The following is a 26,340-nucleotide window of genomic DNA, read 5'->3' on the forward strand; positions in this document are numbered from 1 at the left end:
ATTTTTTTATTTAATAAACTAGTTTTACAAAACATACAAAATGTTAAATTGATGAGAATCAGTGATATATTATAAATATCGGGGTAAGTTCTTATGTCTGTGGTGATAAGGACTTATTTGCATGGTTACCACTCTATTTTGTACAATAAAAGAAAAACATCGTATGGGGTGGGGAGAGGAAAACCCATGTCTAACCAACAGTTAGTGAATTTGCGTATTGATTTTGCTTTTAAACAATTATTTGGTACAAGTGGAAATGAAGATATTCTAATTGCTTTTTTAAATGCTATGTTACAAGACTCGTTAGAGTCACCGATTGATTCATTACAGTTAGAAGACCCGGACTTGCACCGAGAACATGAAGAGGATAAATTATCGATTTTAGATATTTCCGCAACATTAGATACGGGAACAAAGGTAAATGTGGAAATACAGCTAAATAATAATCATGATATGATTAAGAGAAGTTTATATTACTGGGGAAGGCTATACACATCCCAACTTCAAAAAGGAATACCATATAGTTCTCTTTATAAAACAATTACGATTAATTTGTTAAATTTCGTTATGTGTCCTGAATACGAGGCATTCCATACAACAGGAATTCTATGGAATCAGCAACAACAGAAGGTATTGAGTGATGATATTGAAATCCATATTGTGGAGATTCCAAAACTCATGCAACAGTGGCGGAATGAACAAGTTAATCCCTGGGAAGATTCATTTGTTCGATGGTTGTTATTACTTCCAGCGAATGAGGATGAACACTTAACCCAAACATTGGAGGATATTGCGATGAACCAAGACCCGATTTTACAAAAAGCAATGAATAAATGGGAACGTATGAGTCAAGATTCTTCTTTCCGACAAGCGTATGAAGCAAGGGAAAAAGTTCTTATGGATGAGGCCGCAAAATTTGCTCATGCAGAACAAAAAGGGATGGAAAAAGGGATGGAAAAAGGGAAAATGCAACTGATACGTGGTATGCATAAAAACGGAATGCCAATGGAAGATATTGCAAAGTTTACGAATTTACGTATTGAAGAAATACAAGCAATTTTACAATCATAAATAAATTAACAAATAACACCTACAGATATATCTGTAGGTGTTATTTGTTAATGACCGCCCTGTCTGGAAGGTGATGCCTATCAGCATTTCCATGTGCATATTTCCAACCTACACCTGGTTCATCAATATAATAACCAGTGTTTCCATCTGCTTATTTATAACTTATATATTTCATTTGGATTCCTCCTCTTTTGGTTAATACTTATATAGTCGTTCAGACCCAAATTAAGCGTTTTATCTCTTGAGCAAATAGTTGTAATTCGTCAGACACAGAAACAGACATAAAAAACACCTCCATTAAAATCATAACTGATACTTACGATTTAGAGAGGTGTTTTTTATCGTCTCATTCTCAGGGTTCACTCCAGTTTTCCTTTAAAACATCTCATGTCTGATTCTCCTAAATCCTATTTTCTAGAGTGTAGCTTCATTTAAAAACTTTGCAACAGAACCATTTATTTTTATGTGTATAAATACTGTTTATTTGGAAAAGAGTAAACATGATTTGTAAATGAATAAGGAGGTAGGTAAATCGTGATGTTAAATACGGAATCTCAAAATCATGAAATACAAGAGTATGAACTGCTTAAAGAAATTCAAGGTGGTGGATATATCCTGTATTTCAGACATGCTAAACCAGATAGCTCCGAAGATATATTAGTTGAAGAAGGGAAACAACAGGCTAAACAAATCGGAAAGATTTTTCAAGAACGAAAGATACCTATTCAATATCAAGTTCTGGTGAGCCCTACGCAGCGTACGAAGGAAACAGGAATAATTGCGTTTAAACCAGAGCATATCGAAGTCCAAGGTAGTCTAAGGGATATCCATTACTTGAAAGAAGAGAATTTGGAGATTGAACAACAAAAAATAAAGGAAGAGTTAATTCATACTTTGGAAACACCCCCTTCTGACGGATTAAATAAGGTACTTATCGCTCATTTGCATTTGTTTGATGCTGCGCAAAATGATCTTCCATATATGGGGATGGTTGTGTTAAAACCCAACGGACCTGGAGAAGGATATCAATTTAAAGGTTTAATAACTTTAGAACAATTTATGAAATGGTCAGATGAAAATCGTACAGTGTGAAAAGTTTTTCTCTTAAATATAGTAGCAAGCTTTACCTAATATTAAAAATAGTCCCTCTTATTGAAATTACTCTTTTTAGAGAAAAAGTAAATTTCAATAAGAGGAATCTATATTTTTTAATATATTTAGAACCATAAAGAGTGTTAGTATTCCGTTTAAAACTAGGAGACAATAGTCAGGTGATCTAAGCATTGTATACGTATCGTGCGGGAACAGGTTATGCTTCAAAAACAAAATAATCAATTTGTAATTAGAACAAGTCTAAACCATTTCAAAGAAGGACATGAGCTTTTGAAAGTTGAACAAGTGTCCTCTAAGTCTTTTCGTATTACTACAAATGAAAAAATTTTGAGTTTTTGATGGATAAAGCAAGAGAAATTGCTCCAACTTACCATGCATATTATCGGATTGAAACTAAAGATGCATTTCTTATTACGGATCGTATCTTTGTAAAGTATTATGTAATAATTATTTGAATAGTTGTTTGAGGAGGAAATTATGTTAATAAATCAGGAATATGAGTATGAAGTTAAATTTTTTCTTAAGATAAATAAGGTTCTTGATACAGCGAATAATTTGCAGGATTGTGTAACAAAGGAGTTTAACATATCAAATAATGATTTTAAACAACTAGATATTCAATTTATTGATACAATGGGACAAGATATCTATAAGGAAGGTTGGATATTGCGTAACCGTAAAAAAAATAATAGAAATTATGAATTAACCTATAAAAAAAGGTACCCTATTGATAATGGAAATATAGATGAGACATTAAAGCAAGTGCTATCAGATGGCTTTCATGATTCAAGTGAAAATTTTGCGGTAGAGGTTGAATGGGGGTTACATAAACAAACATTAAGTGTTTCTTGTGAAAAGAAGGAACCCATACCTGATTCTTCAATCTCGAATTTACCTGATATTAAAGAGTTAAGAACAATGTTTCTTGACAATGCTCCGGAGATTTTTCTAAACTGGCAAGTTGAAAAGTGGGGCGAGAATCAAATTCAAAATTCAAAAGTCTACGGTCCTGTAAAGGCTAAGAAGTATGAGGGCACATGGGAAAGTACAAGTGTCAATATAGAGCTTTGGACATTGGAAGGATATTCTGAATCGATTATTGAAATCTCTTTAGAAAAATCGAAGGATAAAAATCAATCTCTTCAGGAGCATGATAAATTAAAGGAGTTCTTATATACAAAAGGTTGGCTAAGTGAAGAGGATATTTCTAAGACACAGTGGGTCATAGAGCATAGTAACTAGGGTTCTGTTGCAAAGTTTTCTAAGCGAAATTAAAATGTAAGAAAAATGATTCGGGGAGCATGATGCATGAGATACTTTAAAGGAAAACAGTTCAAGAAGGGGTACCGCCCACATTTTAACGAAAATATACGTTAAGCAAAATTCGACATAAAATGAGCCGAATTTCCTACTCTAAGGAATATTCGGCTCATATGTTTTATTTGGTCTGTAATTTGTTCTCTTCATATTCCTTCATTATTTTATAAAACGTGTTTTTCTTTAGCTCTAACATTTCCATAAACATAACAGCAGTGATTTCCCCACTCTTCCATTTTGAATGAGTTTCTTCTATACGGAACTTATTAAGAGAATGTAGGGATTAATAAAACTTAACAAAATAGTTATTTGAAACTGTTTATGAAAAAAGAGCACTATCGAAAGTGCTCTTAGAAGATACGTTTTATATTTTGTTTTGAGCTACGATTTTAATATTCTCTGGTGGAATGATATCCTGGATTTTTTCTTTTAAATCTACTTGAACCATTTCTTCAAGGTGTTCAAGTGAAACTTCAAAGTTTATACATTCTGCAGTTGTGATGTTTAATAAAGAATAATTTTCATTCTTTTTAACAACAAGATATTGCGATTGTTCTGTAATTACTATACATCCTTGTTGAATGCCTAATTTACGGTTATCCTCAAAAGTCATAAATGTTTCTCCTTTTATATTTATTGCCGATAGATAGTTTACAACATAAATACATTAGTTCATATTGGGAAACCTTACATTAGTATTACCGATTTATATGGTTTTTGAATATCTTGGGGGCTAGTAATACAGAGAGTATAAAAAGGTTCAATTGAATATTTAACAAAACCCTTATTTGAAAACAAGAAGCCCTAGAGTTAGGGCTCTAGGGCTTCTTGTTTTGGTATTCTCACATGGTTTTTCAAAAAGAATAGAACATATTGAAGATACCATGTGAATGTTTCATAAATGTATCAAAAAAGTGAACAAAATTGCTATTGCAGAAGAATCAGAAATGAAGTTTCTAATATGTAAGTACGTGAAAGATATTATTTCCAGTGGATAAAATGGGCATGGGACACCTAATCATTATTTTATCGGGGGAAAAGAATATGTTATGAACTTGGTTGAATGAAAAAATGAAAATTTTACTTTAAGCGAAGTTAATGAAATATATTTTTGGGATTATATCAATGATTGTTATCTTGATGGACACTTTAACTTTATAAAAGTCATAGAAGAAAACACAACTATGAGGAATAGTAAGCTATAAAAATGAAAAAAAGCCTCTCATTGAGAGACTTTTGAAAATGTTTATATTTTCAACTAGCTTAAAAATCTTTTCTTGATATCCGGAGTAGGAATAAGACATTGGTTTTGTTTGCCAAACCATTTGTATCTATTTTCTGCAACTTTTTTGTAATAAAAGTTTCGAATAGGTTTTGGAATTATTAAAAGGATAAATAATAATTTACAACTTCCTTTTAAGTATTTACAAATATTCAGTATGGCATCGGATCCTGTATAAGCCCTATTATTATCAATTAATATCACACTATCTATTGTTTCGCTAATGTTGTATTGATTTAATAACTGAATGCCAATACTACTTTGGCGTGATGCAAATTTAAAATATTCTTTAGGATCTCTTTTAATAATAAACTGAACACTTTGATTACATAAATTGCAGTCCCCATCAAAAAGTATAATTCGTGTCATTAATAATCCCTTCTAAAACGTTTATTTAATCTTTTTTATTTTAACGGAAAAGAGAATTTAAATACACTCATTTTAAATTATTGAATTCCAAAGAACTTTTAATAAAAACGCTATTTTATTAGAAAAGGGGAATGGATATAAATTTATTAGAGCAATACATTGAAGAAGTGATCAGTGAGGAACTGTACACTGAGGAATGGACAAAAGATTTTGATAAAAAATTTGTAAAGGTAAAGTTGGTTACCAATTGCTATGTTCGGAAACGCAATGAAGACCCAATTTTTGATGTTGATAAATGGGAAAAGGTAAAAGAACAAGGTTATTACATGGGATAAGTAAAAAAGCAGCTAGCAATAGCTAACTGCTGATATAAGGGAATCGGAGAAAGATAACCATGTGTCTGCATTATTAACGGAATATTAAGTTTTTATTCAAAGGGTTGAGGGAAATAGAAGAAAGAAAGGAACCAATAATGTATCTATGGCATGTTACGGGTGGAACAAAGAAAAACGATGTGTAGAGTTCTAACTATTAAGAAATGAAGTGATATTTGTAATGCCAATGTATAAGAAGGATGTAACAAATTTTTCTGATTAATGAAAAATAATTGAACAAAATAATCTTTTTAACAGAAAATGAGGAATAAAGATGAGACAAGGAAACCGCGGAATGGCGTTTGAAAAGCTTATTAACCTATCGAATAAATGGAATAGTGTTTATGGAATCGATTTCTATAATTTTTCACAGAAATATATCTTTGATTTTTTTTCATAATTTTACAACATATATTGTGAATTAGCCAATATCTATATACACGTACATGACATAAGAATGAGAAGAATACACCTTATTTTTCAAAGGGGATACAGAAGATATGAGTAAGTTGTTTAAAAAGAAATCTGTTACACAATTATTAGAACCTAATAAGAGTAAAACCTTAATGAAAAAATTGGGTTCATTTGATTTAGTTATGTTAGGATTAGGTTTAATAATTGGAAGGGGGTTCTTGTGTTAGCAGGATTAGTAGCAGTAAGAGACGCCGGACCAGCAGTTGTTTTTTCATTTGTATTGGCGGCAATTGTATGTGGATTTATAGCTTTATGTCACGCAGAGATTGCTTCTATACTTACGGTTTCAGGAAGTGTATATACGTATGCCTATGCAACAATTGGTGAATTAGTTGCACATTTAGTTGGTCGGATGCTACTTTCAATATATATTTTAGCAACAGCAGCGGTTGCTAGTGGGGGGACAGGTTATTTTCACACTTTAATAAGTGGATTGGGTTTGGAGATGCCCAAATCACTGTTAATGATTCCATCTCAAGGTGGTATGATGAATCTACCATAATATAATGGTGTTAATTAAAATTGGAATGGTTATATTGTTTATTATAGTCGGTGTATTCTATATAAAGCCGGGGAACTGGGTAACGTTTACAACATATGGTGTAAGTGGCCTTTTAGCTAGTGGGGCAGCTGAATTCTTTACTTTTGTGGGATTTGATATATTAGCAACTTCGGCAGAAGAAGTAAAAGATCCACAACGCAACCTTCCTATTGGTATTATTGTATCGTTAATCATAGTTACAGCAAATTCAACGGTTAGGATATTTCATATTTCAAAATAAAAAATGTAACAAAATACAACTAAATAAATATGTTTTGTTACGTTGGTTAGCGTGTTATAATGAGTTAGCGTTAACTTTAAGAGAACCAAATCTATATATAGGAGGGGTTTAAGTGAGTTTATCTCAGGAAAAAAAACTAAAATTAATGATGCATACTATTACTTTACTATCTTTCGTCATTCTCACTTTTTTTAGCATTACAATTTTTTATATACCCTTAATTTTTTATTTCATATTTAAATCAAAAGAACTTCGTATCATTGCTATTGAAACAGCTGTTTATCAGCTATTCACTTGGATTATTGTATTGATATGGAATACTTTTGTAATGAGGACTTTAATGCTTTCTATGTTCCATTCTGATATGAATGTGAGTAATATGTCCATGATATTGTGGACAGCCCCAATTTATATAATCCTAACTATTTTATTAGGTTTCGGGCCCCTTAAAGGAATTTTATATGTATTACAAGGAAAAGATTTTCATTATCCTATTATCTCCAAATGGATTAGCAAGTAAAAAAATAATAAAAAGAAACAATTCCGACTACATAACTAGAATATGTGTTATAATCTTATTGAACATATGAATAGGATAACAACTACCTGCTGTTGGCAAGTAGCAATTTATCTAATGAAAAGAACACTTGTTTCCAAGACAAGTGTTCTTTTTATATACATTACCTATACTATTTGTGAGATCCATTAGATATTTTAGTTCTCTTATTTATATTGTGTACTCATTTTCCCACTCCTTTGATTTAAATACTATATCCCGTTTTCAGCAGCATCGAGTTATAATATGGACTCGATATATAATAAATATTGTTTAATCTAAAAGCCTCTGTTATATTCACCTTCTATAAATCCTTCTTTACAAGTGTTAAATGAATATGGCTCTTTATATCCAACTTCATATTCTTCCATTTAATTTCGTTCTTAATGTGTAAAAGTGTAAACGTGGACATTTACACTTTTACACAGGTTCACAAAAATAATTACAACAATAAATTTTTATATTGTAATATAATTAAATAGACTTCATTATTTACAAACAGGAGGGATTTCATTGGAAGACTTTGATGATGAGCTACGCCAAATTGATATGGATCAAAAAGACGCAATACTAGTTGTAAGGGCTTACAAAAGGTATTTAGCAAAAACAGATGAGGATAGGGAATATGGAACAGAAGTAATTGAACGTATTAGCAATAGTGATACTACTCGTGAGGATGCGGATTTTATTATAAGATGCACGGAAGTTATTGATAATCTTATCGATAAAGTTTTCGAGGAGAAAGTAGCAAATAAAAGCTAACCTATTACTATAGGATAACCCTCCTAAAAAACATCTAGCATATAGGCTACGGATTATCTATTCCTGAACTAGTGACCCAAGATATCACAGCGATAATTCACTCATAGTAGGAATTAATATTAATGTTTTGTTTGTTGATGGGTATAAATGGGATTAATGTTAAGAATATTCAATATTAATAATATCAATTTACTATAGTTTACAATTATGTAAAACTATAACCAAGGCGAGTTTTACTTTAAAACTTATTCCTAATAAAGATTTAAAGAAATTTTTGTTTCATTTGCCAACAAGAAGGAAGCCATACTCTTTTTCATTTTTAATTTTGCCACATCGTTAACATTTGTTTAGAAAATTAATTGGTAAATTCAGATTTTAAAATTTGTTTTATGAAAGTAATTGTAGGGTTGTTTGGATTTAGGTTCAAAAATAGATAGACTGGTTCAAATGAGATCAATCAAATCTACTAATATTAGAAAGTGCTTGTATTAAGGAAAAGAAGATATTTCCAAATTTTAAAAATGCACATCAATTCAGATGTCATGTAAGTAGTTTGCGTAAACAACTAAAACAATATGGCGTGTAAATAGCAGATTAAAACTATGCATAGTAGGGATAAGGAAAAGGAGCGTTAATGGTCTTTTTTATAATAATTATCTTAGAAACTAGCGGGAATTGCAGATAACGCAGTAGGCTGCGAGAATTTATCAAACAAAATGAGGTGAATGAAACATGAAAGAAGTTGTGAAAAAAGAAAAAATGATACCCTTACAGGGGGAGGAGCATTGTAATCGTCAAGCAGACGCAGAACAGTATAATGCTGAGCAGTGTAATATAGAAAGAGAGTGTATCAAGCTAGACCAAAAAACAGTTAAAAATCGAACCACAGAAGAAAAATGGGATGAAAGATGTAAACGAGCAGTTCAATTATTTAATCAAGGGACAGAATATCCAGATATTGCGAAAATAGTAGGGTGCAAAGTGAGTAGTTTGTATAGAGAGCTCAAGAAACGTGGAGTATTACAAATGCCAAAGCAAGCAGCATCCTCTAAAACATTAAGGTCACCCATAGTATCAGCAAAAACAAAAAAATCGAGGTTTGAACGATATAAAGAGTATTATATGTATAAATAGAAGGATTAAAGGCTATATAGTTGTTTATCTGAATAATAACTGCATCTAAGATTCTCTATTTTTCGATTTATCACAAAGTACACATTTAGACATTACATTTAAAATTCTTATCAACTCAGCTTTGGGGGATTAGTAAAGATGCCAAAATATCAAAAAGATACATTTGAATAAATATTAAGGGATTTTTGCGCACTTGCTCCTTAATTGTCGCTAATATGGTTAGTGCTGCACACTCTTATGAAATGTATTAATCAAGCTGTACACCATATATAATTAATAGTCTTAATATATAGGTAAATATATATGATTTCTGCAAATGGAGGAGATATATAATGTTAACTGAATTACAAAAAAAGTTTTTCTCAAAATTAAAAATTCCCCCAAGAGAAAATGTGAAATTTGAAGATTTACATACAATTCTTTTGCAGATGGGGCACTTATTACCTTATGAAAACATAGACATCATGGAAGGAAATACGAAAGAATTTTCTAGAGAAAATATTGAAGAAAAGCTGCTTTTAAAGAAACGTGGCGGATTATGCTATGAAATTAATTCTTTATTATATTATTTTTTGTGTGATTGTGGATTTAATGTGTATCGAATAGCTGGAACTCTATATGATCCAAAAACAAGAAAGTGGAACCCTGACGATGGCCACGCACTTATCGTTTTACAACACAAATATGAAAACTATATTATAGACGCCGGTTTTGCATCCTATCTCCCTTTACATCCTGTTCCTTTTCACGGTGACAGTGTGACTTCTGTAACTGGCGAATATCGTGTTCGCAAACAAAATACGGAGAAAGGAACGCATGTATTAGAAATGAAAAAAGGGGAAAATGGAGAAACTTCACATTTTTTTGATTCTGATCTTAGTGATACCTGGTCTATCGGTTATGCTTTTTATTTAAATGCAATTAATGAAAAGAAAGTGAATGCTATACAAAACATGGTTATAGAGCATCCAGAATCACCAGTAAATAAGGCGAATATTATTTGCAAATTAATTGAACACGGGCATATTGCACTTACTAAGCAAAGTTTTACAGAAACCCGGCATGGAAAGAAAATTAAAAAAGAAATAACAGAAAAACAATATCATCAAATACTTAAAAATGAATTCAATATTTTTTAGACAAGCAAGATGTAGAAAGTAAACTATAAGATTTTCAACGCATTACGCCCTCATTTGTAGAAAAATGGGGGTTTTTAATTAATAAGTGCTTAAAAAGTTCTGGAATATTTTTATTTTTATGAATTTTTCTATTGTTAATAGGATAAATTCAGCGATATATAACTTAAATTTATAACGAAATACTATAAATGCTTATGGAATAACAGTGAAAATAACATCAAATATATCCATTTTATTAAAATAGTACTACATTCATGGGAAATTTGTTCAATTGTATATAGAGAGATATTATTTTAAATAGTTATTAATAACGAAAGAGGAGAGGGAAAATTATGTTCAATCAAAGAACAAGAAATGGCGTCAAAAAAATCCTAGCAATTACAGCAGCTAGTACGGTGTTTTCGATGTTTGGATCATCAATTTCTATCATAGAGGCGGCGTCTGCTCCAGGAGTTTATGTTACACCTAAAAATAGTGTTTCTTCAGATATTATTAGTATAGACTGGTCTCCTGTTCAAACAGCACCTTATACATATTGGGCTGTACATAACTGGAACCAGGGGGGAGAAGCTGGTGGGTATGCTGGATTCCAACAACAAAGCGGTTTTGATGAAAATGGAAAGCGTACTTTACACTTTGCAGTTTGGGATCCTATTTCTTCTAAGGAGGCAATAAAAGCAGAATATGTATCCCCTACATCAGTTGCAAGTAATTTTGGTGGAGAAGGAACAGGTCTTAAAATTCAGACGACATATGATTGGAAGAATTATAATTGGTATCGCATGACAATGCGTTCTTGGCAAGAGAATGGACACACAAAATTTGGACAGTGGTTAAAAGATGTTTCAAAAAACCAATGGAAGCTTATTGGGATTATGGACTTTCCAGTTCCTAACGTTACATTTAACTATGGACAAACGCTGTTTCAAGAAGACTGGCTTGGTAATGGACAAGATGTAAGAGAGGCACGTGTAAAAAATGGATATGGAAGAAATATCTCAGATAAAAAATGGACATCTTGGAATACTCAATCAATAGAGGGGCAAGAGCCATTGAATAATAATTGGGATGGGGGAGCTACTTCAGAATATCTTTGGTTTAAGGCTGGGGGAGACTCTCGATCAACTATTGGAACAGGAAAAACATTTACGTTAAATCAACCTAGCCAACCTGAAATAGGAAAACTAGATTATGATGTAAAGTCTATGTATTATGAAAATGAAAAATTAAATATAACTTGGCAATTAAAAGATAGTAGTACCCCTCAATTTAAGGGGAAAATTGAAATTTATAATAATGAAAATATGACGGGCCAACCGATTAACGTAATTAATGATATTAAATCATACCAAAATGGAATCAGTCAATCTATATCATTACCAACAAATACTTATGCAAAAATTGTATTAACAGATATATTTGATCAAACTGTGGAAAAAAAGGTGAAAATCAAAAATGAATCTCCAAACATTTTAGAAGGGGATCGTTTCGCATGGTCGATGAAGGGTATAGGAGATTTTGAATTTGCAAAACTTGATTTAAATAAATCAACAGAAGAATTGCAAGTTAGTTTAATAGCAGGTACACCACACAATTATTTTGATAGTACGTATGCAAGTATTAAAGTACAGGATACATCAGGGAAAGTGGTATATAGCAAAGAGGTTTATGGGAATACCCAACAAAAAGCTGAATCAAAAACAGTCCCAGTAAAAGTGGGCAATTTTATTGAACTTACACACCTAGAAGGTGAAGAGAGAGCAATATTAACAAATTTAGATAATAATAAACGCGAAAGTTTTGATAAAAAAGTAATATATGAAGTTACAAAGGATGGTCTGAAGAAAGTAAATCAAATTGTTATTCCTAAACCGGACACAGAAGCTCCTACACAGCCATTAGGATTATATGCAAGTGATGTTACAACAAACAGTGTAGAGTTAAAATGGAATCCTTCTACAGACAATGTGGGTGTAAAAGAATATCAAGTGTTACGTGATGGACAATTGATTCAAACTGTACAAGAAACACAGTTTACTGATCAAAACCTTACAGCTAATAAAGAATATAAATATACTGTAAAGGCTGTAGATGCGGCTGGAAATATCTCGGTTCAAAGCGATATCCTTCCAGTAACAACAAAGAGTCAAAATGTAACGTATGAAAAATGGGATCCCAAAAAGGCATATACAAAAGGAGATAAAGTAGAGTATCAAGGGAAATTTTATGAAGCGGTTCAAAGCTATCAAGGAAATGGAGATCCTACTTGGATATTTGCCCTATCTTTATGGCAACCATTTAAAATGATATAAAAGTCTTTTACTTAATTTTTATATATTCGTTTAGTGGTCGCAAAAATATGTTTAGATTTTAGCAGAAGATTGCAAAATTGTAAGGGGAAAACTTAAAAACTTAAAATCTGTATATAAAGTAAATGGTAGTAAAAATACCAAATCTGAATTTTATTAAGAAAGTGTACTAAAAAATTTGATTATATAAAGGAAGAAATAATTTTATCACTGAGAGAAAAAGCCCTGCACACAGGGCATCTAAAAAGATACCTTAGCAATAACGACAATTAGGGAGAAGTATTAACTAAGGTATCTGGGTGGATGGTTGCATAGTAAATATGCAATTTTGAGCATTGTTGAATGTATTGGGATATTCAACAAGTTCAGAGTAACACAAAGTTTCTGTTAATTCAGCCGGTAAATTTGTCCAAAAATACGGATCTATAAATCCACTTTTTACCTCTAGTGTGGATTTATAGATCCTAACAAACGTGTGATTTGAATTTAAAGTAATACCTTTAGAGACTTTTACTGGTCTATTATGAAAATTATACGATTTAGGGAAGTTCCTGAGCATTTCGTTAAGACTAGACCGCAGGATATATATAATACTTAAATCATGAGAATAGACAATATCTATGCATATCTTGTCATAACAACAAGACTTTTTGTAACTCTTTATTAATTAGGGGAGAGGTCATGTTTGATGAGAATGATAATCTGATTAGGAGGAATAGAGGTGGAACTAACTAAATTGGAAAAGGTAATTGTTATTAGTACATTTGTTCAAGGGTTAGGTGAAGAATTCCTGGAAAATAGCAAGGAAAACCATTCTTTAAAACAACTACTTAGGGAGATAGAAAAGGTGTTTAATGATTCAACACCGGATCAAATGCGAGAAGCAGCTGAAAGTGTATTAGAAAAATTCATTTATGATTTAATAAAAGAAAACAATCTTCCACTACTAAAAAATTAATTAAGGCTTAGTGCGAGAACGAGAGGGCAGTAAGGAAATGCCTATAAGGAATCGTTACCGTATCCCTATAAAAATTAATATCAAGCTTGCATAAGGAATGATATATAAAGAGTTTATTCTCTTTATATATGCCAAAAGTCAGTTACTTGTTTTCGAGAATCATGTTTTCTAACAATCTTCATTATTTTTTGCATTGTATTTGGTGATGGTACATAATCCTTGTCATTACACAGTTGGCCTAATGTATTTCTGTTTACTTTACTAGCTTTAGAAAAATCCTGAATTGAGTAATCGTAGCTAGCTAAAAATTTAGCTAGCTTTGTTCTATGTCTCCCAATACCTCTACCCCACACGCTAATCTCCTCCATAATCTTTTTTAATCATCCTTGTCCAAAATGCAAAAAACTATACGCAATTGCAAAGAAAAATTTGCATATTGTACAAGCTATTCACAATAAGATGTATCAAGGTTGCTACCAAATTAGCTATCAAGGTAACTCTACCAAATTTCTAAGTTTGTAAGCCCATGTATCATCAACATTCAAAATTCTGTTTATAAAGGGGAGATTTATATGTTAACTACATTTATCTCTTTAGGAGCTTTAGGAGTAACGACAATTGGAGGAGCGTTGTTAGAAAAGCATCTTGTGAAAAATGATCATGTTGCAGCAGCGAAACTTTTAAGTGATGGAATATATTATGGAATGAGGATAGGTGGAGTTTGTTTCATTGGTTATGTATTCATTCAAATTGTGGAGATGTTTTAGGGAGGAAATTACATGGGGATTTTAAAGGATTGGCTTCATAAACAAAGTTTGAAGAATCGACTTATAGAGGTATTTGTAAAGGCAGGTTTATATGTAGACCATCAAACAAGAGGTGGAAAAGTACCCATTTACCCGAAGATACATGACATTTTTTCCTCGAAAGAAAAGGTTCGATACATATTTACCATTCCAAACGGATTAGATCCGAAAAACATTGAAAAGAAGTGGTTTTGCTTTCAACAAATATTAGGGCGTAATGTAGCAATTGAAGGTGATATTAAAAGGTTTGTACTTAATGTGTTTCATTCGGATGCTGGGCTACAAGCATACAATTACAGTTATAAGAAGTGGCAACCATTACTTATACAACATCATCTTCCCGTAATTGTAGGGCGTGACCAATTTGGAAATACGATTACGTATGACATGATTGCTTCAAACACGCCGCATCTTCTAATTGCAGGAGAGACAGGGAGCGGAAAAAGTAGTATGGTACGCGTTGTACTGTCCACACTCATTCAATATATGTCTCCTGATAAATTACATTTGTACCTGGGTGATTTGAAGAATTCCGAATTTCATTTCTTGCGAAGGGTGAAACACGTAAAAGAGGTTTGCATGGAAGAAATAGAAATGAAGATTATGCTGCAGAAAGTGTGGAGGGAAATACGCGAACGTAGAAAATTGATGGAAGAGTATGAAGTAGATCATATTGACGAATACAACAAATTAAATCCTGATAATCAGAAACCATATATCTTACTTGCTATCGACGAAGTGGTCATGTTGCAAGATGAAAAAGAATGTATGTCTATAGTTGAAAAAATATCGGCAGTCGGAAGGGCACTTGGAGTTTTTTTAATGCTAAGTATGCAACGCCCTGATGCAAAAGTACTGGATGGTAAGTTAAAGCTCAATATGACGGTTAGAATGGGCTTTAAATGTGATAGTACAATTAACAGTAATATTATGGGTACTCCTGGTTCAGAACGCTTGGAGCAATCTGGCCAAATGATATTAAAGTTAAATGGATTAAAGAAAGTACAATCTCCTTATTTAGAATTAAGTAAAGCCAAGAAGATAGTTGAACCTTATCGCGTTCCGAAAGAGAATATAAAGTTGCAAAACCTACCACAAGAAGAAAATCAATTATTCGGGGTGTTAGATTATGAGGAATAGAGACAAAGCCATACTAAACAATTTGAAGCGTTTTAGATGTATGTCTCGTGATGACATTATTGATTTGCATTTTCAAGGATTAAAGAACGCGGTGACATGCTGTAATACGGTGATGAAGCGATTAAGAAGAGATGGTCATGTGGATGCCAATATCTCGCAACAGCCATACATTTACTTCCCTCAATCCAGCACACTTCGCAAAACTAGCCAAAAGATTCCCCACTTTCTAGGCATATTAGATGTATATAAACAGCTTATCTATTATGAAAAACCTAAACTGTTTAAAGTGGAGCCAAAGTACGGTAAAGAATTCATGGAACCTGATGCATTTACAATTTGGCGTAGATCTCCATTCTTCATTGAAGTCCAGAGGTCAGTTTACAGCAAAAAAGTTATGCAAGATAAAATAAATAGGTATGAATTATACTTCCACAGTCAGGAATGGCATAACGAATCTTGGCAGCCAAAAGAATCTAAATACTTTCCATCAATACTTATAATTACTGAAAAGTATTATAATATCAGCTCTTTTAGCCTACGTATTTTTCAAGCTTCTTCAATTAGTAATTTCTTGAATAGCCTTGTTGTAAAAGCACAGTAACAGCCCCTAATTAGGGTTTTTTTCTCTAAAGAGGTTTCTTAATTTAAATCTACGTTTATGAGGTCATCATTGACTGAATTAGTTAATATATTATTTTGCCAATGTGAATTCTAATACAGTTTCTGTTATTAATACAAGTAGCAATGCTGTTTTCGCGACAATTTCAGTACATACATTCTTTCAGTGCATCGTCTCTTTAGTCGCCGAATCAATTCCACATACTTTTGGAAGGAGGAATATTACCTAGGATTTCAAAAATGTTTACATATCCATATAACAATAATTGATATTGAATGTTTTCTACCTTAAAAGCTAGTTAGGCGATAAAAATAACATGAATGGACATAATAAGTTTGGTAAATTCGCGTATTACTTTTTTAATCCTAGGTATTATATTGCTTATAAAAGGATGTGTTAGAAGTGAGAATTGGAGTAGTTAAAGAGATAAAAAAGGGAGAAGCACGTGTAGGAATGACCCCTGAAAATGTTCGGAAGTTAGTTGAAGAAGGGCATCAAATCTTAGTAGAAAAAGATGCAGGTATTGGATCAGGATATACAAATGATGAATATACAGGCGCAGGTGCAAATTTAGTAGCACAAGGAGAAGCTTGGGAAGTTGATATGGTAGTTAAAGTAAAAGAACCATTACCTGAAGAATATCGTTACTTTAAAAAAGATCTTATAATCTGGGGTTTTTTACATTTGGCTGCGTCGAAAGAATGCGTAGAAGCAATGAGAAATGCTGGTACTACTGCAATTGCAGGAGAAACAATTAGCGAAGATGGTGTTTTGACATTATTAAAGCCAATGAGTGCAATTGCTGGGCGTCGTGCTGTATTCATGGGAGCATATTATTTAGAAAAACAACATCAAGGAGAAGGGATTTTATTATCAGGTATTGAGGGAATTCCTGCCGGAAATGTAGTTATTTTAGGTGGAGGAAATGCTGCAACTAATGCCTGTGATATGGCAATTGGAATTGGATGTAGTGTTACAATCCTAGAGGTTAATCAAGAAAGAATTGCATATTTAAGAAAGCAATACGCAACAGAAGAAGTAAATATAATTGAATCTAATACTGAAAATCTAGAGCGAACGATTAAAGAAGCAGATTTATTTATTTCAACAATTTTAATACCAGGATCTCGTCCTCCTAAAATTGTTAAAGAGTATATGGTTCAATCTATGAAGCCAGGAAGTGTGATTGTGGATATTGCAATAGATCAAGGTGGTACGGTAGAGACAGTCGATCATTATACAACTCATGATAATCCTATATTTGTTAAACATGATGTAGTCCATTATGCAGTACCAAATATGCCTGGTGCTACTCCACGTACTTCAACTATGGCGTTGGCAAATGGAAATATTGAGTATTTACTAGAAATAGCTAAAAATGGATTAGAGAATGCAATCCAAAATAAACCGGCTTTAGCGACGGGGATAAATATTTACAAGGGTACTATAACTTATGAGAATTTAGGTGCAACACTAGAGTTAGATTATAAGCCATTGAAAGAAGTGTTAATATGAGTAATGAGATTTTACCACTCAACATTGGGAATATAAAAAAGGCACAAAAAATTTTAGATGGAAATGCTAGAAAAACGCCTTTGGTTAAATCTTTCTATTTAACCAGTAAAACCGGTGGAGAAATTTATTTGAAGTTAGAAAATATGCAGTTAACGGGTTCATTCAAGTTTCGTGGTGCATTTAATAAAATTTCCCAACTAACAAATGAAGAAAAAGAACGTGGTGTAATCGCTTGTTCAGCTGGAAATCATGCACAGGGTGTTGCATTATCTTCTCATTTACTTAAAATTCAAAGCAAAATTGTGATGCCAACCTCTGCACCGCAAGCTAAAGTGGATGCGACGAGAGGATATGGTTCTGAAGTTATTTTATACGGTGATACATTTGATGATGCAAAAGCGAAATGTGAAGAAATTATAAAAGAAACAGGCGAAACATACCTACATCCATATGATGATGTAGAAGTAATGGCTGGCCAAGGGACAATTGGGTTAGATATTCTGGATGATATGTGGGATGTTGATACTGTTATTGTTCCGATTGGTGGGGGAGGAATTATTTCAGGGATTGCTGTAGCACTGAAATCATTTAATCCCTCCATTAATATTATTGGAGTTCAAGCTGAAAACGTACACGGTATGAAAGCTTCTTATGATGCTGGAGAAATTGTATCACATTATAAAGCTCCAACAATAGCGGATGGTTGTGCAGTTAAAATACCTGGAAATTTAACCTTTGAAATTGTAAAAAACCTAGTAGATGAAATTGTAACTGTTTCGGAAGAAGAATTAGAAGTAGCGATGAAAGACTTATTGCAACGCGGAAAGGCTGTCGTAGAAGGTGCGGGAGCATTAGCAACAGCCGCTCTTCTTGCAGGCAAAGTTGATAAATATGTACAGGGTAAAAAAGTAGTAGCGGTTATTTCAGGTGGCAATGTGGATTTAAAACGTATTTCAAGTGTATGTGAGCATTTCTTTGTTGCCAATGAAGTAAAATAACGATTGATGAATGTATATAATAAGTTGATAGTGCTAAAAAAGAGCTAGGATGAAACATCTTAGTTCTTTTTTGTAATATCAGGATACTATTGAGACAGAGTTTGTTTAAAAACAAACTCTTATACAAGGGGTAGAGCCACATCACCATCAAGCTAAGAAAATACAACTACCCCCCAAACGAAATTTTGTGCTAACTTGTATTAAAAAAGCCCATTTTTTCATTTTTGGATGTTATAAAACCTTTAAGTTGATGGGCATTTGGTGCTACTCCATTTAGTATAAGAATGGTCTCATTTTGAGCAAAAGCAATAATGGTTTAAAATTAAGGTATGAGACAAAGTTAATAAATAAATCGGAGGATAAAATGTATAAGTTATTGATTGTTGAAGATGAAATGAATATTGCATATACGCTAAAAAAACATCTTGAAAAATATGGATATCATTGCCTCATTGTAGAAGATTTTCAAAAGGTATTAGAAATTTTTCAAGATTTTCAACCCCACCTTGTCATAATGGATGTTACCCTTCCAGCCTTTGATGGCTATTATTGGTCCCGTAAAATAAGACAAATATCGAATTGTCCTATTTTGATTCTCTCTGCTCGTATGAGTGAGGCGGATCAAGTGTATGGCATTGAAAATGGGGCTGATGATTTCATTACTAAACCTTTTCTATTAGGAGTGGTACTTGCAAAAATTAATGGACAAATTCGTCGTATATATGGCGAATATGCAAGAAATGTACAGGAGAAAATTATAAAAATAGGAAATACAACTTTAACCCTGGACACTGTACGATTATGCACACCTAATCAGGAGGAGCTATTAACGATAAAAGAACTCCAGCTATGTACAATGTTCTTTGAAGCGTATCCTAATGTTGTAACACGACAGCAACTACTTACAGCCATTTGGGATGAGGAAGAATTTGTTGAGGAAAATACCTTAACAGTAAATATTGCAAGAGTACGAAAGAAATTAGAAGCCATTCATTCTACTTTAGAAATTACAACTATACGAGGAATTGGCTATCAATTAACGGAGAAACTCACATGAAGTTATTTTTAAAAGACCATATGAGCTTTATTATTTTGTATATCATTACATTTATTAGCTTACCAATTGTGATTCATCGATTAGATGGTTTTGAAAATCATTATAGCTATTTCATATTTCTAGCCTTCTCTCTATTAATCATACTACTTTTTTGTCGTTATTTACGTCGTAAAAAAATGTATGCACATATTGAGAACAAGAACATCCATACGGACAGTCTTATGATTTATCAGCCAAGTGCTTCATACGAAAAAGCATACGCATCTCAGCTGCAATATATTCAATCCTTATTTTTATCAAAAGAAGAGGAATATAAGAGTTCTTTACATAATCAGCAATTAATGATTTCTCATGCAGTTCATCAAATGAAAACGCCACTTTCTGTCATTCAACTGCTTATACAGTCCAATCAGTTTAAGGAACCCAATTCCCTTGCAGAATGGCAAAAAGTAAAAGTTGAATGTGATAAATTGAACTTCTCTTTAAATCAGTTACTAACGTATAGTCGCTCTACTAAATTATTAGCAGATTTAAAAATAGAACCAATCCCGTTAAAACTTATTGTACAGGAAGTCATTAACGATTTAAGGGATTATTTTATTGAGGAAGAAATCTTTCCTAAAAGCACTATACCAGAGCACATATTGCTTTATTCAGATCGTAAATGGCTAAAGGTTGTGGTTTACCAGTTATTAAGTAACGCAGTTAAATATGGCGAAAAACACTCTGCTATTATGATTCATTATGAAAATGGACAGTTATTCATTAAAAATAAAGGAGAAACGATACCTGAAAGTGAAATAAAACGTGTTTTTGAATTATTTTATACAGGAACCAAAGGACGTATAAAAGGGGAAGCAACTGGTATCGGCCTTTATTTAGTAAAAAGTATCCTTACTACATTAAATCATCCATACCACCTACATTCTAAAAATAATGAAACAACATTTACAATAGATCTCTCAAGAAGTATAGAAACGGCTACCAAATAAGGTAGCCGTTTTGAATGTGACAATTTTGTCATCTTGCTGTCACATTGAGAGATGTTAAGAAGCAACAAGCATATTTATACTAAAATACTGAAAGATACAAAGGAGTGAAATACTAATGTCAAACACAGTCTTGAATGTAAAGAAGCTTCAAAAGGACTATACAGGTGAAATTATTTATAAAGCATTAAAAGGGATTGACTTTCATTTAGAAAAGAATGAATTTGTTGCCGTAATGGGTCCTTCCGGTAGCGGAAAAACAACATTCCTTAACTGTATTTCCACAATTGATCCTCCAACTAAGGGATTAGTTACGATTAATTCAAAAAATCCGTATGAATTAAATGATACTGAACTAGCAAAGTTTCGTCGGACAGAATTAGGGTTTGTCTTTCAAGATTTTAACCTTGTTCATACTTTAACAGTAGAGGAAAATATCTTATTACCGTTGACACTCGACTCTGTACAAGCTACTGAAATGACTAAGCGTTTAGAAAAAGTCACAACTTTCTTAGGAATTAAAGGGATTTTAAAGAAGCGTACATTTGAAATTTCAGGAGGACAAAAACAACGTGTGGCAATAGCACGAGCTGTTATTCATGAACCTGGATTATTATTAGCGGACGAACCGACTGGAAACCTAGATTCTAAAGCGGTAAATGATGTTATGACGCTATTTGAATCAATTAATAAGAATTTTAATACAGCCATTTTAATGGTGACACATGATGCCTATGTTGCAAGTTTTGCTCACCGCGTAATCTTCATAAAAGATGGTATCCTTTATAATGAAGTGCATCGAGGCAATAATAAAAAGGAGTTTTATCAGGAGATTATGGACACACTTACATTTTTAGGTGGTGGGCAGCATGAGTTTTAATCATATAGTCCTTCAAAACATCTTGCGAGATAAGTGGACATACATTTCTTACTTTTTAAGCAGTGTATTTTCTATTTTAATATTCTTCTTATTTTCGATTATTGCCTTCCATCCAATGATGGAAATTGTTGATACATCGAGTACACTTGGTCTTACCATGATGCTTATGAGTTTCATTGTTTACATTTTTTCATTTGCTTTCATCATCTATTCGCTGTTTGCGTTTTTAAAAAAGAAAATGAAAAATCTTGGTATCTTTATGATTACTGGGGCATCCATGAAGCAAGTACGTAAGATGGTTTTTAGAGAAAATATGCTTATTGCTGGTGTGGCTATTATAACAGCAATCGTGTTAGGACTTATAATTGCCCCTTTATTTTTAATGGTTACTAAAAGAGTGTTACAAGCTGATAGCTTCGGTATGTATTTACCAATTCAATCCATTCTATTAACAATTGTCTTATTTACAATTTTGTTCTTTATCGTTTCTAAATTTACTACACGCTTTATTAACAAAGAAGAAGCGATTCATTTGCTAAAAGCAGATGTAACACAGGAAAAGTTAATAGCGCCTGCGCCATGGAAGCTATTACTATCCGTAATTACCAGTGGATTCTTTATACTCTCACCCCTGTTAGAAATGAATTGGATTGAATCATCTGGAATGATCTATTACATTGGATTGTTTGTTAGCTCACTATTAGCCATTTACTTTATTATTACGCAAGGAACATTGTTAGCGATTCATACATTACAAAAACATCCGTCATACTTAAAAAAAACAAATATGCTTTATGTTTCGAATCTCAAATCCAAAGGTCGTTCACATGCTAATCTTATCTATTTATTAACAGTATTGTTATTAGGGGTATTTGTATGTACAAGCGTATTGTACAGCTCCTATTATAATGTAAAAGGGGATGCAGAAGCCGCATATCCTTATAGCTTTCAATATATTTCACTTCCAGAAAATAAAAAGGAAGTTGAAAAAGAGGATATTACATTTATTGAATCTACACTATCCAAACAAGGTAGTTATGATGCGTATTATTCCGCGTTTAAGACAGATAAACAGCAAAATATCGGGTTTATGTCAGTTTCAAATTATAATGAACTTGGCTCTCACAAAGCGATTTCATTAAAGGATGATGAATACTATGTTGCTGCTGGTAATTATGATGTCCTTCCAAGTATTGAGGATATTCATGATTATCCGTTTGGAAACCTTAAATATGTGGGGCTTGAGAAACGAAATATTTTAACTTCAAGTTTCCAAAAGGTATATTATATTGTTTCAGATAAGGTTTATGAAGCAATTGAGTATCCCGTATTTAATGTATTTGCTTATGAAGTTAATCATTGGACAGAAAAACTTGAACTGTCTGAAACAATTCTTTCAAAAGTTTCAATAATACCAGATGAGCGACTGATATCTTCTAAAATTAATTTGTACGAGACTGAAAAAACTACAGCAAGCCTTCTATTCTTTATTGGTTTTATGCTGAGCATTATCTTTTTGAGCGCTGCAATGAGCATACTCTATTTCTATCTTCAAACGTCATTTGAAGAAGAAAAAGAAAAATATGCAGGAATCCGTAAAATCGGCTTTTCTGTAAAAGAATTAATTACTGTTGTGACCAAGGAGTTGGCAACTTTAATTTTCATCCCGTTTGCATTCGCATCTATACTTCTATGTGGGACACTACTTGGGATGCGTAGCCATTTTTCATCAGCCTTTTATGGCGTCACAGCGATAGGCGTAGGGATATTTTTATTGCTATTTGTTATTAGCTTTTTCATCATTCGACGAAGTTATTTGAAAAAACTAATGAATTAACAATACATGTGTTTAATGGTTTAGCTACTTAATCTAAATATAATATAGTAAGTTTTACTATTTAGGAGGTTCTATTTTTATAAAAGAACCTCCTAGACAAACAATTAATACTTTTTATGAAAATAAAAGAGTGTTTCCGGAAGATTAATAGTATCTAAGTATCAGGTAAGGTGGAGGTTTTAGATTTTATGAGGTTAAATGCTTTTCAATTAAAAGTTTTTGCAATGATCCTTATGGTCATTGATCATGTATATACTTACATTCCAGGTATGCCAATGTGGATGCATCATCCAGGACGTATTGTAGCACCCATTTTCTTCTATTTTGTAGTGGAAGGATTCTTCTATACACGAAATCGTACAAAGTATGCTACACGTGTATTTATGTGGGCAGCAATTATGTTTGCAGGTTCAGCTATTATTCAATACATCTTCCCAACAGAGGGTGGGGTACCAAATAATATTTTCTTATCGCTTGGGTTTGGAATCGTGTTATTATGTGCGATTGATTATATAAAGCGTACAAAAAACTATCTACTAGGAATTCCAGCTACCATTCTTATGGCTATATTAGGAATGTTTACAGAGGCCAGTATTTTTGGAGTAACAATGACTTTAATTTTCTACTTCTTTAGAGAGAAGAAAATATGGTTAATTATCACATATGTATTACTTTCATTATCAGAGGTTCCAACTTTACTTATGATTGGAGAAATCTTTACAGATACAGGCCTATTTGGTTTCAATAATCAATGGATGATGGTGTTTGCGTTACCATTCTTCTTTTTATATAACGGGGAGCGTGGTTTAAATAATGCATTCACAAAATATATGTTTTATATTTTCTATCCAGTTCACTTATGGATTATCTATACAATTGGATATTATGTGAGTAAATAAAGATAAAAATAATAAATTTATAAGTTTCTAAATGAAGTTGTAGGGAATGAACCTTACAGAAAGTTTTTATTACATTCAAATTTTTCTTAGCGTACAAAATTCGCATTTTGTTGATACTACCTCATCGCTATTAAGCTAACAAAACTAAATTTTCTTAAAATGAAAAAATACGCTATTCTTTCTGTAGAATCATAGGAAAGGATGGCGTTTTTTATGTCTGTTTCTGTGTCTGATGAATTACAACTATTTGCTCAAGAGATTCAAAGTTTTTTATCTCCAAATACCTTACGGAATCTTGCTAGAGATGTTGGTTTCGTACAACGAACCAGTAAGTACCAAGCAAAAGATTTAATAGCTTTATGTGTATGGGTGAGCCAAAATGTAGCTATGACTTCTTTAGCTCAATTATCTAGCTGTTTAGAAGCATCAACAGCAGTACTTATCAGTCCTGAGGGACTGAATCAACGATTTAATAAGGCGGCCGTCCAACTTTTACAACACCTATTAGTCGAACTATTAAGCAAAAAATTGACCTCATCTATGCCGATTTCTTCTCCATATACTTCTGTTTTCAAGCGTATTCGTATTTTAGATTCAACTGCATTCCAACTTCCAGATCCTTTTTCATCTGTTTATCCAGGTGCAGGGGGATGTAGCCATACAGCAGGAGTAAAGATTCAGCTTGAGTATGATTTATTAAGTGGACAGTTCCTTCATATTCATACAGGTCCAGGGAAACAACATGATCGAACCTACGGTTCCCTGTGTGTTCCAACTGTAACAGCGAATGATTTATGTATCCGAGATTTAGGGTATTTTCATTTGAAAGATCTTCAACACATACAAGATAAAAAGGCTTACTATATCTCTCGTATTAAATCCAATACACGTATTTATCAAAAAAATTCTAAACCTGATTATTTTCAAGATGGAAGAATAAAGAAAGGTACAGAGTATATACAGATAGATATGGAGGTCTTAATGAACTCTCTTCAACCAGGACAAACATATGAAATATCTGATGCTTATGTAGGAATGACTGATAAATTATCAACTCGTGTTATTGTTCATCGGCTAACAGAAGAACAACAACAAAAACGATTACACGATCAAACTGTAAGAGAAAAAAAGAAAGGTATGAAGTATTCTGCTCGTAGTAAACGACTTAGCGGTATCAATGTATATATGACAAACACCCCTACAGATATTGTCCCAATGGGACAAGTACATGATTGGTACTCTTTACGTTGGCAAATCGAGATTATATTTAAAACATGGAAATCATTCTTTCATATTCATCATTGTAAAAAGATAAAACGAGAACGATTAGAATGCCATTTGTATGGGCAACTGATTGCCATTCTACTCTGTTCTTCTACCATGTTTCAAATGCGGCAATTACTTCTTATAAAAAAGAAACGAGAACTGAGTGAATATAAGGCCATCTATATGATTAAAGATTACTTTCTTCTTCTTTTCCAAGCTATACAGAAAGACAACCAAGAATTATCAAAGGTTCTCCTTCGTCTGTTTAACCTCCTACAGCAAAACGGGCGAAAATCTCATAGGTATGAGAAGAAAACAGTCTTTGATATATTAGGTGTCGTTTACAATTGTACCATGTCTAATAATCAAGCGGCTTAAATTAAAAAAATGAAACCCATTAGGGTTTATTTCGTATGCAAATCTTTCAATTCCCTACACCTAGCCTTTAGAAAAAAGAAACAACTTTTACTATAATTGACGTTGTATGAGCTTAGCTTGATAGCAATGGGGTAGAGCCACACATCCATCAACTTAAGGATTTGGTGCTAGTTTAGAATAAAGTTTGGTTAAAGAATCATTCTAAACCCATAATTTCAATGCATATAAAAAGCCATTGTTTTAAACAGTAATTGAACAAAACGATGGCTCTCTTTTATTTTCCAGAACTGTTTTTTATAAAAAAGTCTGATTAATT

General features: G+C 32.5%; 25 protein-coding genes and 2 pseudogenes. 23 read left to right on the top strand and 4 right to left on the bottom strand.

The annotated features are described in order from the left end of the window. The first annotated feature begins 186 nt into the window (after positions 1-186). From ACTFN4_RS26540 to ACTFN4_RS26550, 3 genes are all read left to right on the top strand, one after another. The gene (locus tag ACTFN4_RS26540) at positions 187-1,071 is read left to right on the top strand and encodes an Rpn family recombination-promoting nuclease/putative transposase (protein ID WP_439963056.1); all 885 of its coding nucleotides are present in this window, start codon (positions 187-189) and stop codon (positions 1,069-1,071) included. Positions 1,072-1,608: 537 nt separating this feature from the next. After that, positions 1,609-2,163, top strand: coding sequence for a histidine phosphatase family protein (locus tag ACTFN4_RS26545; protein ID WP_439963071.1), 555 nt, complete (start codon positions 1,609-1,611; stop codon positions 2,161-2,163). Between the two features lie 498 nt (positions 2,164-2,661). Continuing rightward, positions 2,662-3,426, top strand: a complete 765-nt coding sequence (locus tag ACTFN4_RS26550) for a CYTH domain-containing protein (RefSeq protein ID WP_439963057.1) — start codon at positions 2,662-2,664, stop codon at positions 3,424-3,426. Positions 3,427-3,622: 196 nt separating this feature from the next. Here the strand turns inward: ACTFN4_RS26550 and ACTFN4_RS26555 are convergent. From ACTFN4_RS26555 to ACTFN4_RS26565, 3 genes and pseudogenes are all read right to left on the bottom strand, one after another. Continuing rightward, positions 3,623-3,757, bottom strand: a pseudogene (locus ACTFN4_RS26555) (recombinase family protein); the annotation flags it as partial. Between the two features lie 108 nt (positions 3,758-3,865). After that, positions 3,866-4,114, bottom strand: a complete 249-nt coding sequence (locus ACTFN4_RS26560) for a hypothetical protein (protein ID WP_439963058.1) — start codon at positions 4,112-4,114, stop codon at positions 3,866-3,868. Positions 4,115-4,759: 645 nt separating this feature from the next. Further along, positions 4,760-5,152 carry a thiol-disulfide oxidoreductase DCC family protein gene (locus ACTFN4_RS26565; protein WP_086422710.1) on the bottom strand — a complete coding sequence of 131 codons (393 nt, stop codon included), beginning with the start codon at positions 5,150-5,152 and terminating at the stop codon, positions 4,760-4,762. A 131-nt stretch (positions 5,153-5,283) separates the two neighbouring features. Between ACTFN4_RS26565 and ACTFN4_RS26570 the strand changes: the two genes are divergently transcribed. The 8 genes and pseudogenes from ACTFN4_RS26570 (at position 5,284) to ACTFN4_RS26605 (ending at position 13,640) form a co-directional block, all read left to right on the top strand. Then, positions 5,284-5,487: a hypothetical protein gene (locus ACTFN4_RS26570; protein ID WP_439963059.1), complete on the top strand. Its 204-nt coding sequence runs from the start codon at positions 5,284-5,286 to the stop codon at positions 5,485-5,487. Positions 5,488-6,026: 539 nt separating this feature from the next. After that, positions 6,027-6,743 (top strand): annotated as a pseudogene (locus ACTFN4_RS26575) (amino acid permease); the annotation flags it as partial. Positions 6,744-6,894: 151 nt separating this feature from the next. Beyond that, entirely contained in the window at positions 6,895-7,302 is a 408-nt protein-coding gene (locus tag ACTFN4_RS26580) for a hypothetical protein (protein ID WP_439963060.1), read from the top strand. 549 nt (positions 7,303-7,851) lie between these two features. Beyond that, entirely contained in the window at positions 7,852-8,100 is a 249-nt protein-coding gene (locus ACTFN4_RS26585; RefSeq protein ID WP_086400830.1) for a hypothetical protein, read from the top strand. 732 nt (positions 8,101-8,832) lie between these two features. Continuing rightward, the gene (locus tag ACTFN4_RS26590) at positions 8,833-9,234 is read left to right on the top strand and encodes a hypothetical protein (RefSeq protein WP_065705905.1); all 402 of its coding nucleotides are present in this window, start codon (positions 8,833-8,835) and stop codon (positions 9,232-9,234) included. A gap of 332 nt (positions 9,235-9,566) precedes the next feature. Next, positions 9,567-10,373, top strand: coding sequence for an arylamine N-acetyltransferase family protein (locus tag ACTFN4_RS26595; RefSeq protein ID WP_439963061.1), 807 nt, complete (start codon positions 9,567-9,569; stop codon positions 10,371-10,373). Positions 10,374-10,705: 332 nt separating this feature from the next. Next, positions 10,706-12,685 (top strand): DUF3472 domain-containing protein, encoded by a 1,980-nt coding sequence (locus ACTFN4_RS26600; protein WP_000483139.1) that lies wholly within the window; start codon positions 10,706-10,708, stop codon positions 12,683-12,685. Positions 12,686-13,403: 718 nt separating this feature from the next. After that, positions 13,404-13,640 carry a hypothetical protein gene (locus tag ACTFN4_RS26605; protein WP_000424048.1) on the top strand — a complete coding sequence of 79 codons (237 nt, stop codon included), beginning with the start codon at positions 13,404-13,406 and terminating at the stop codon, positions 13,638-13,640. Positions 13,641-13,762: 122 nt separating this feature from the next. On the opposite strand, the gene ACTFN4_RS26610 is transcribed toward ACTFN4_RS26605, so the two are convergent. Further along, positions 13,763-13,993 carry a helix-turn-helix domain-containing protein gene (locus ACTFN4_RS26610; protein ID WP_000264559.1) on the bottom strand — a complete coding sequence of 77 codons (231 nt, stop codon included), beginning with the start codon at positions 13,991-13,993 and terminating at the stop codon, positions 13,763-13,765. Positions 13,994-14,212: 219 nt separating this feature from the next. Here ACTFN4_RS26610 and ACTFN4_RS26615 point away from each other — a divergent pair, with 219 nt between their 5' ends. The 12 genes from ACTFN4_RS26615 to ACTFN4_RS26670 all read left to right on the top strand — a co-directional run bounded on the left by ACTFN4_RS26615 (position 14,213) and on the right by ACTFN4_RS26670 (position 26,024). Continuing rightward, positions 14,213-14,407 carry a hypothetical protein gene (locus ACTFN4_RS26615; protein ID WP_000958230.1) on the top strand — a complete coding sequence of 65 codons (195 nt, stop codon included), beginning with the start codon at positions 14,213-14,215 and terminating at the stop codon, positions 14,405-14,407. Between the two features lie 12 nt (positions 14,408-14,419). Next, complete coding sequence (locus ACTFN4_RS26620; protein WP_439963062.1) at positions 14,420-15,586, top strand: FtsK/SpoIIIE domain-containing protein; 1,167 nt, start codon at positions 14,420-14,422, stop codon at positions 15,584-15,586. Further along, the gene (locus tag ACTFN4_RS26625; protein WP_086422715.1) at positions 15,576-16,187 is read left to right on the top strand and encodes a replication-relaxation family protein; all 612 of its coding nucleotides are present in this window, start codon (positions 15,576-15,578) and stop codon (positions 16,185-16,187) included. Before ACTFN4_RS26620 ends, ACTFN4_RS26625 begins: the two co-directional genes overlap by 11 nt. A gap of 103 nt (positions 16,188-16,290) precedes the next feature. Next, on the top strand, positions 16,291-16,434 hold the full coding sequence (locus ACTFN4_RS26630) for a hypothetical protein (protein ID WP_157453536.1): 144 nt from the start codon (positions 16,291-16,293) through the stop codon (positions 16,432-16,434). A gap of 173 nt (positions 16,435-16,607) precedes the next feature. Continuing rightward, entirely contained in the window at positions 16,608-17,720 is a 1,113-nt protein-coding gene (ald, locus tag ACTFN4_RS26635) for an alanine dehydrogenase (RefSeq protein ID WP_335446477.1), read from the top strand. Continuing rightward, positions 17,717-18,718 carry a bifunctional threonine ammonia-lyase/L-serine ammonia-lyase TdcB gene (gene tdcB / locus ACTFN4_RS26640; RefSeq protein ID WP_000064086.1) on the top strand — a complete coding sequence of 334 codons (1,002 nt, stop codon included), beginning with the start codon at positions 17,717-17,719 and terminating at the stop codon, positions 18,716-18,718. Before ald ends, tdcB begins: the two co-directional genes overlap by 4 nt. 364 nt (positions 18,719-19,082) lie before the next feature. Continuing rightward, on the top strand, positions 19,083-19,775 hold the full coding sequence (locus ACTFN4_RS26645; RefSeq protein WP_414835497.1) for a response regulator transcription factor: 693 nt from the start codon (positions 19,083-19,085) through the stop codon (positions 19,773-19,775). Beyond that, a complete protein-coding gene (locus ACTFN4_RS26650; RefSeq protein WP_439963063.1) occupies positions 19,772-20,767 on the top strand; it encodes a sensor histidine kinase in 996 nt (331 codons plus the stop codon). The genes ACTFN4_RS26645 and ACTFN4_RS26650 overlap by 4 nt, the downstream gene beginning before the upstream one ends. A 115-nt stretch (positions 20,768-20,882) precedes the next feature. After that, the gene (locus ACTFN4_RS26655; protein WP_414835499.1) at positions 20,883-21,644 is read left to right on the top strand and encodes an ABC transporter ATP-binding protein; all 762 of its coding nucleotides are present in this window, start codon (positions 20,883-20,885) and stop codon (positions 21,642-21,644) included. After that, positions 21,634-23,481 carry an FtsX-like permease family protein gene (locus tag ACTFN4_RS26660; RefSeq protein WP_439963064.1) on the top strand — a complete coding sequence of 616 codons (1,848 nt, stop codon included), beginning with the start codon at positions 21,634-21,636 and terminating at the stop codon, positions 23,479-23,481. The genes ACTFN4_RS26655 and ACTFN4_RS26660 overlap by 11 nt, the downstream gene beginning before the upstream one ends. A 188-nt stretch (positions 23,482-23,669) precedes the next feature. Further along, entirely contained in the window at positions 23,670-24,380 is a 711-nt protein-coding gene (locus ACTFN4_RS26665; RefSeq protein WP_414835501.1) for a TraX family protein, read from the top strand. Positions 24,381-24,593: 213 nt separating this feature from the next. Next, positions 24,594-26,024, top strand: a complete 1,431-nt coding sequence (locus ACTFN4_RS26670; RefSeq protein WP_439963065.1) for an IS4 family transposase — start codon at positions 24,594-24,596, stop codon at positions 26,022-26,024. The last annotated feature ends 316 nt before the right edge of the window (positions 26,025-26,340 follow it).

The sequence above is a fragment of the Bacillus cereus group sp. MYBK95-2 genome (genome assembly GCF_051915225.1).
Taxonomy (GTDB): Bacteria; Bacillota; Bacilli; order Bacillales; family Bacillaceae_G; genus Bacillus_A; species Bacillus_A cereus.

Coding starts and splice junctions, on each gene's coding strand:
- ACTFN4_RS26540 (WP_439963056.1), top strand. CDS start 187: ATGTCTAACCAACAGTTAGTGAATTTGCGTATTGATTTTGCTTTTAAA.
- ACTFN4_RS26545 (WP_439963071.1), top strand. CDS start 1,609: ATGTTAAATACGGAATCTCAAAATCATGAAATACAAGAGTATGAACTG.
- ACTFN4_RS26550 (WP_439963057.1), top strand. CDS start 2,662: ATGTTAATAAATCAGGAATATGAGTATGAAGTTAAATTTTTTCTTAAG.
- ACTFN4_RS26560 (WP_439963058.1), bottom strand. CDS start 4,114: ATGACTTTTGAGGATAACCGTAAATTAGGCATTCAACAAGGATGTATA.
- ACTFN4_RS26565 (WP_086422710.1), bottom strand. CDS start 5,152: ATGACACGAATTATACTTTTTGATGGGGACTGCAATTTATGTAATCAA.
- ACTFN4_RS26570 (WP_439963059.1), top strand. CDS start 5,284: ATGGATATAAATTTATTAGAGCAATACATTGAAGAAGTGATCAGTGAG.
- ACTFN4_RS26590 (WP_065705905.1), top strand. CDS start 8,833: ATGAAAGAAGTTGTGAAAAAAGAAAAAATGATACCCTTACAGGGGGAG.
- ACTFN4_RS26595 (WP_439963061.1), top strand. CDS start 9,567: ATGTTAACTGAATTACAAAAAAAGTTTTTCTCAAAATTAAAAATTCCC.
- ACTFN4_RS26600 (WP_000483139.1), top strand. CDS start 10,706: ATGTTCAATCAAAGAACAAGAAATGGCGTCAAAAAAATCCTAGCAATT.
- ACTFN4_RS26615 (WP_000958230.1), top strand. CDS start 14,213: ATGTTAACTACATTTATCTCTTTAGGAGCTTTAGGAGTAACGACAATT.
- ACTFN4_RS26620 (WP_439963062.1), top strand. CDS start 14,420: ATGGGGATTTTAAAGGATTGGCTTCATAAACAAAGTTTGAAGAATCGA.
- ACTFN4_RS26625 (WP_086422715.1), top strand. CDS start 15,576: ATGAGGAATAGAGACAAAGCCATACTAAACAATTTGAAGCGTTTTAGA.
- tdcB (WP_000064086.1), top strand. CDS start 17,717: ATGAGTAATGAGATTTTACCACTCAACATTGGGAATATAAAAAAGGCA.
- ACTFN4_RS26645 (WP_414835497.1), top strand. CDS start 19,083: ATGTATAAGTTATTGATTGTTGAAGATGAAATGAATATTGCATATACG.
- ACTFN4_RS26650 (WP_439963063.1), top strand. CDS start 19,772: ATGAAGTTATTTTTAAAAGACCATATGAGCTTTATTATTTTGTATATC.
- ACTFN4_RS26655 (WP_414835499.1), top strand. CDS start 20,883: ATGTCAAACACAGTCTTGAATGTAAAGAAGCTTCAAAAGGACTATACA.
- ACTFN4_RS26660 (WP_439963064.1), top strand. CDS start 21,634: ATGAGTTTTAATCATATAGTCCTTCAAAACATCTTGCGAGATAAGTGG.
- ACTFN4_RS26665 (WP_414835501.1), top strand. CDS start 23,670: ATGAGGTTAAATGCTTTTCAATTAAAAGTTTTTGCAATGATCCTTATG.
- ACTFN4_RS26670 (WP_439963065.1), top strand. CDS start 24,594: ATGTCTGTTTCTGTGTCTGATGAATTACAACTATTTGCTCAAGAGATT.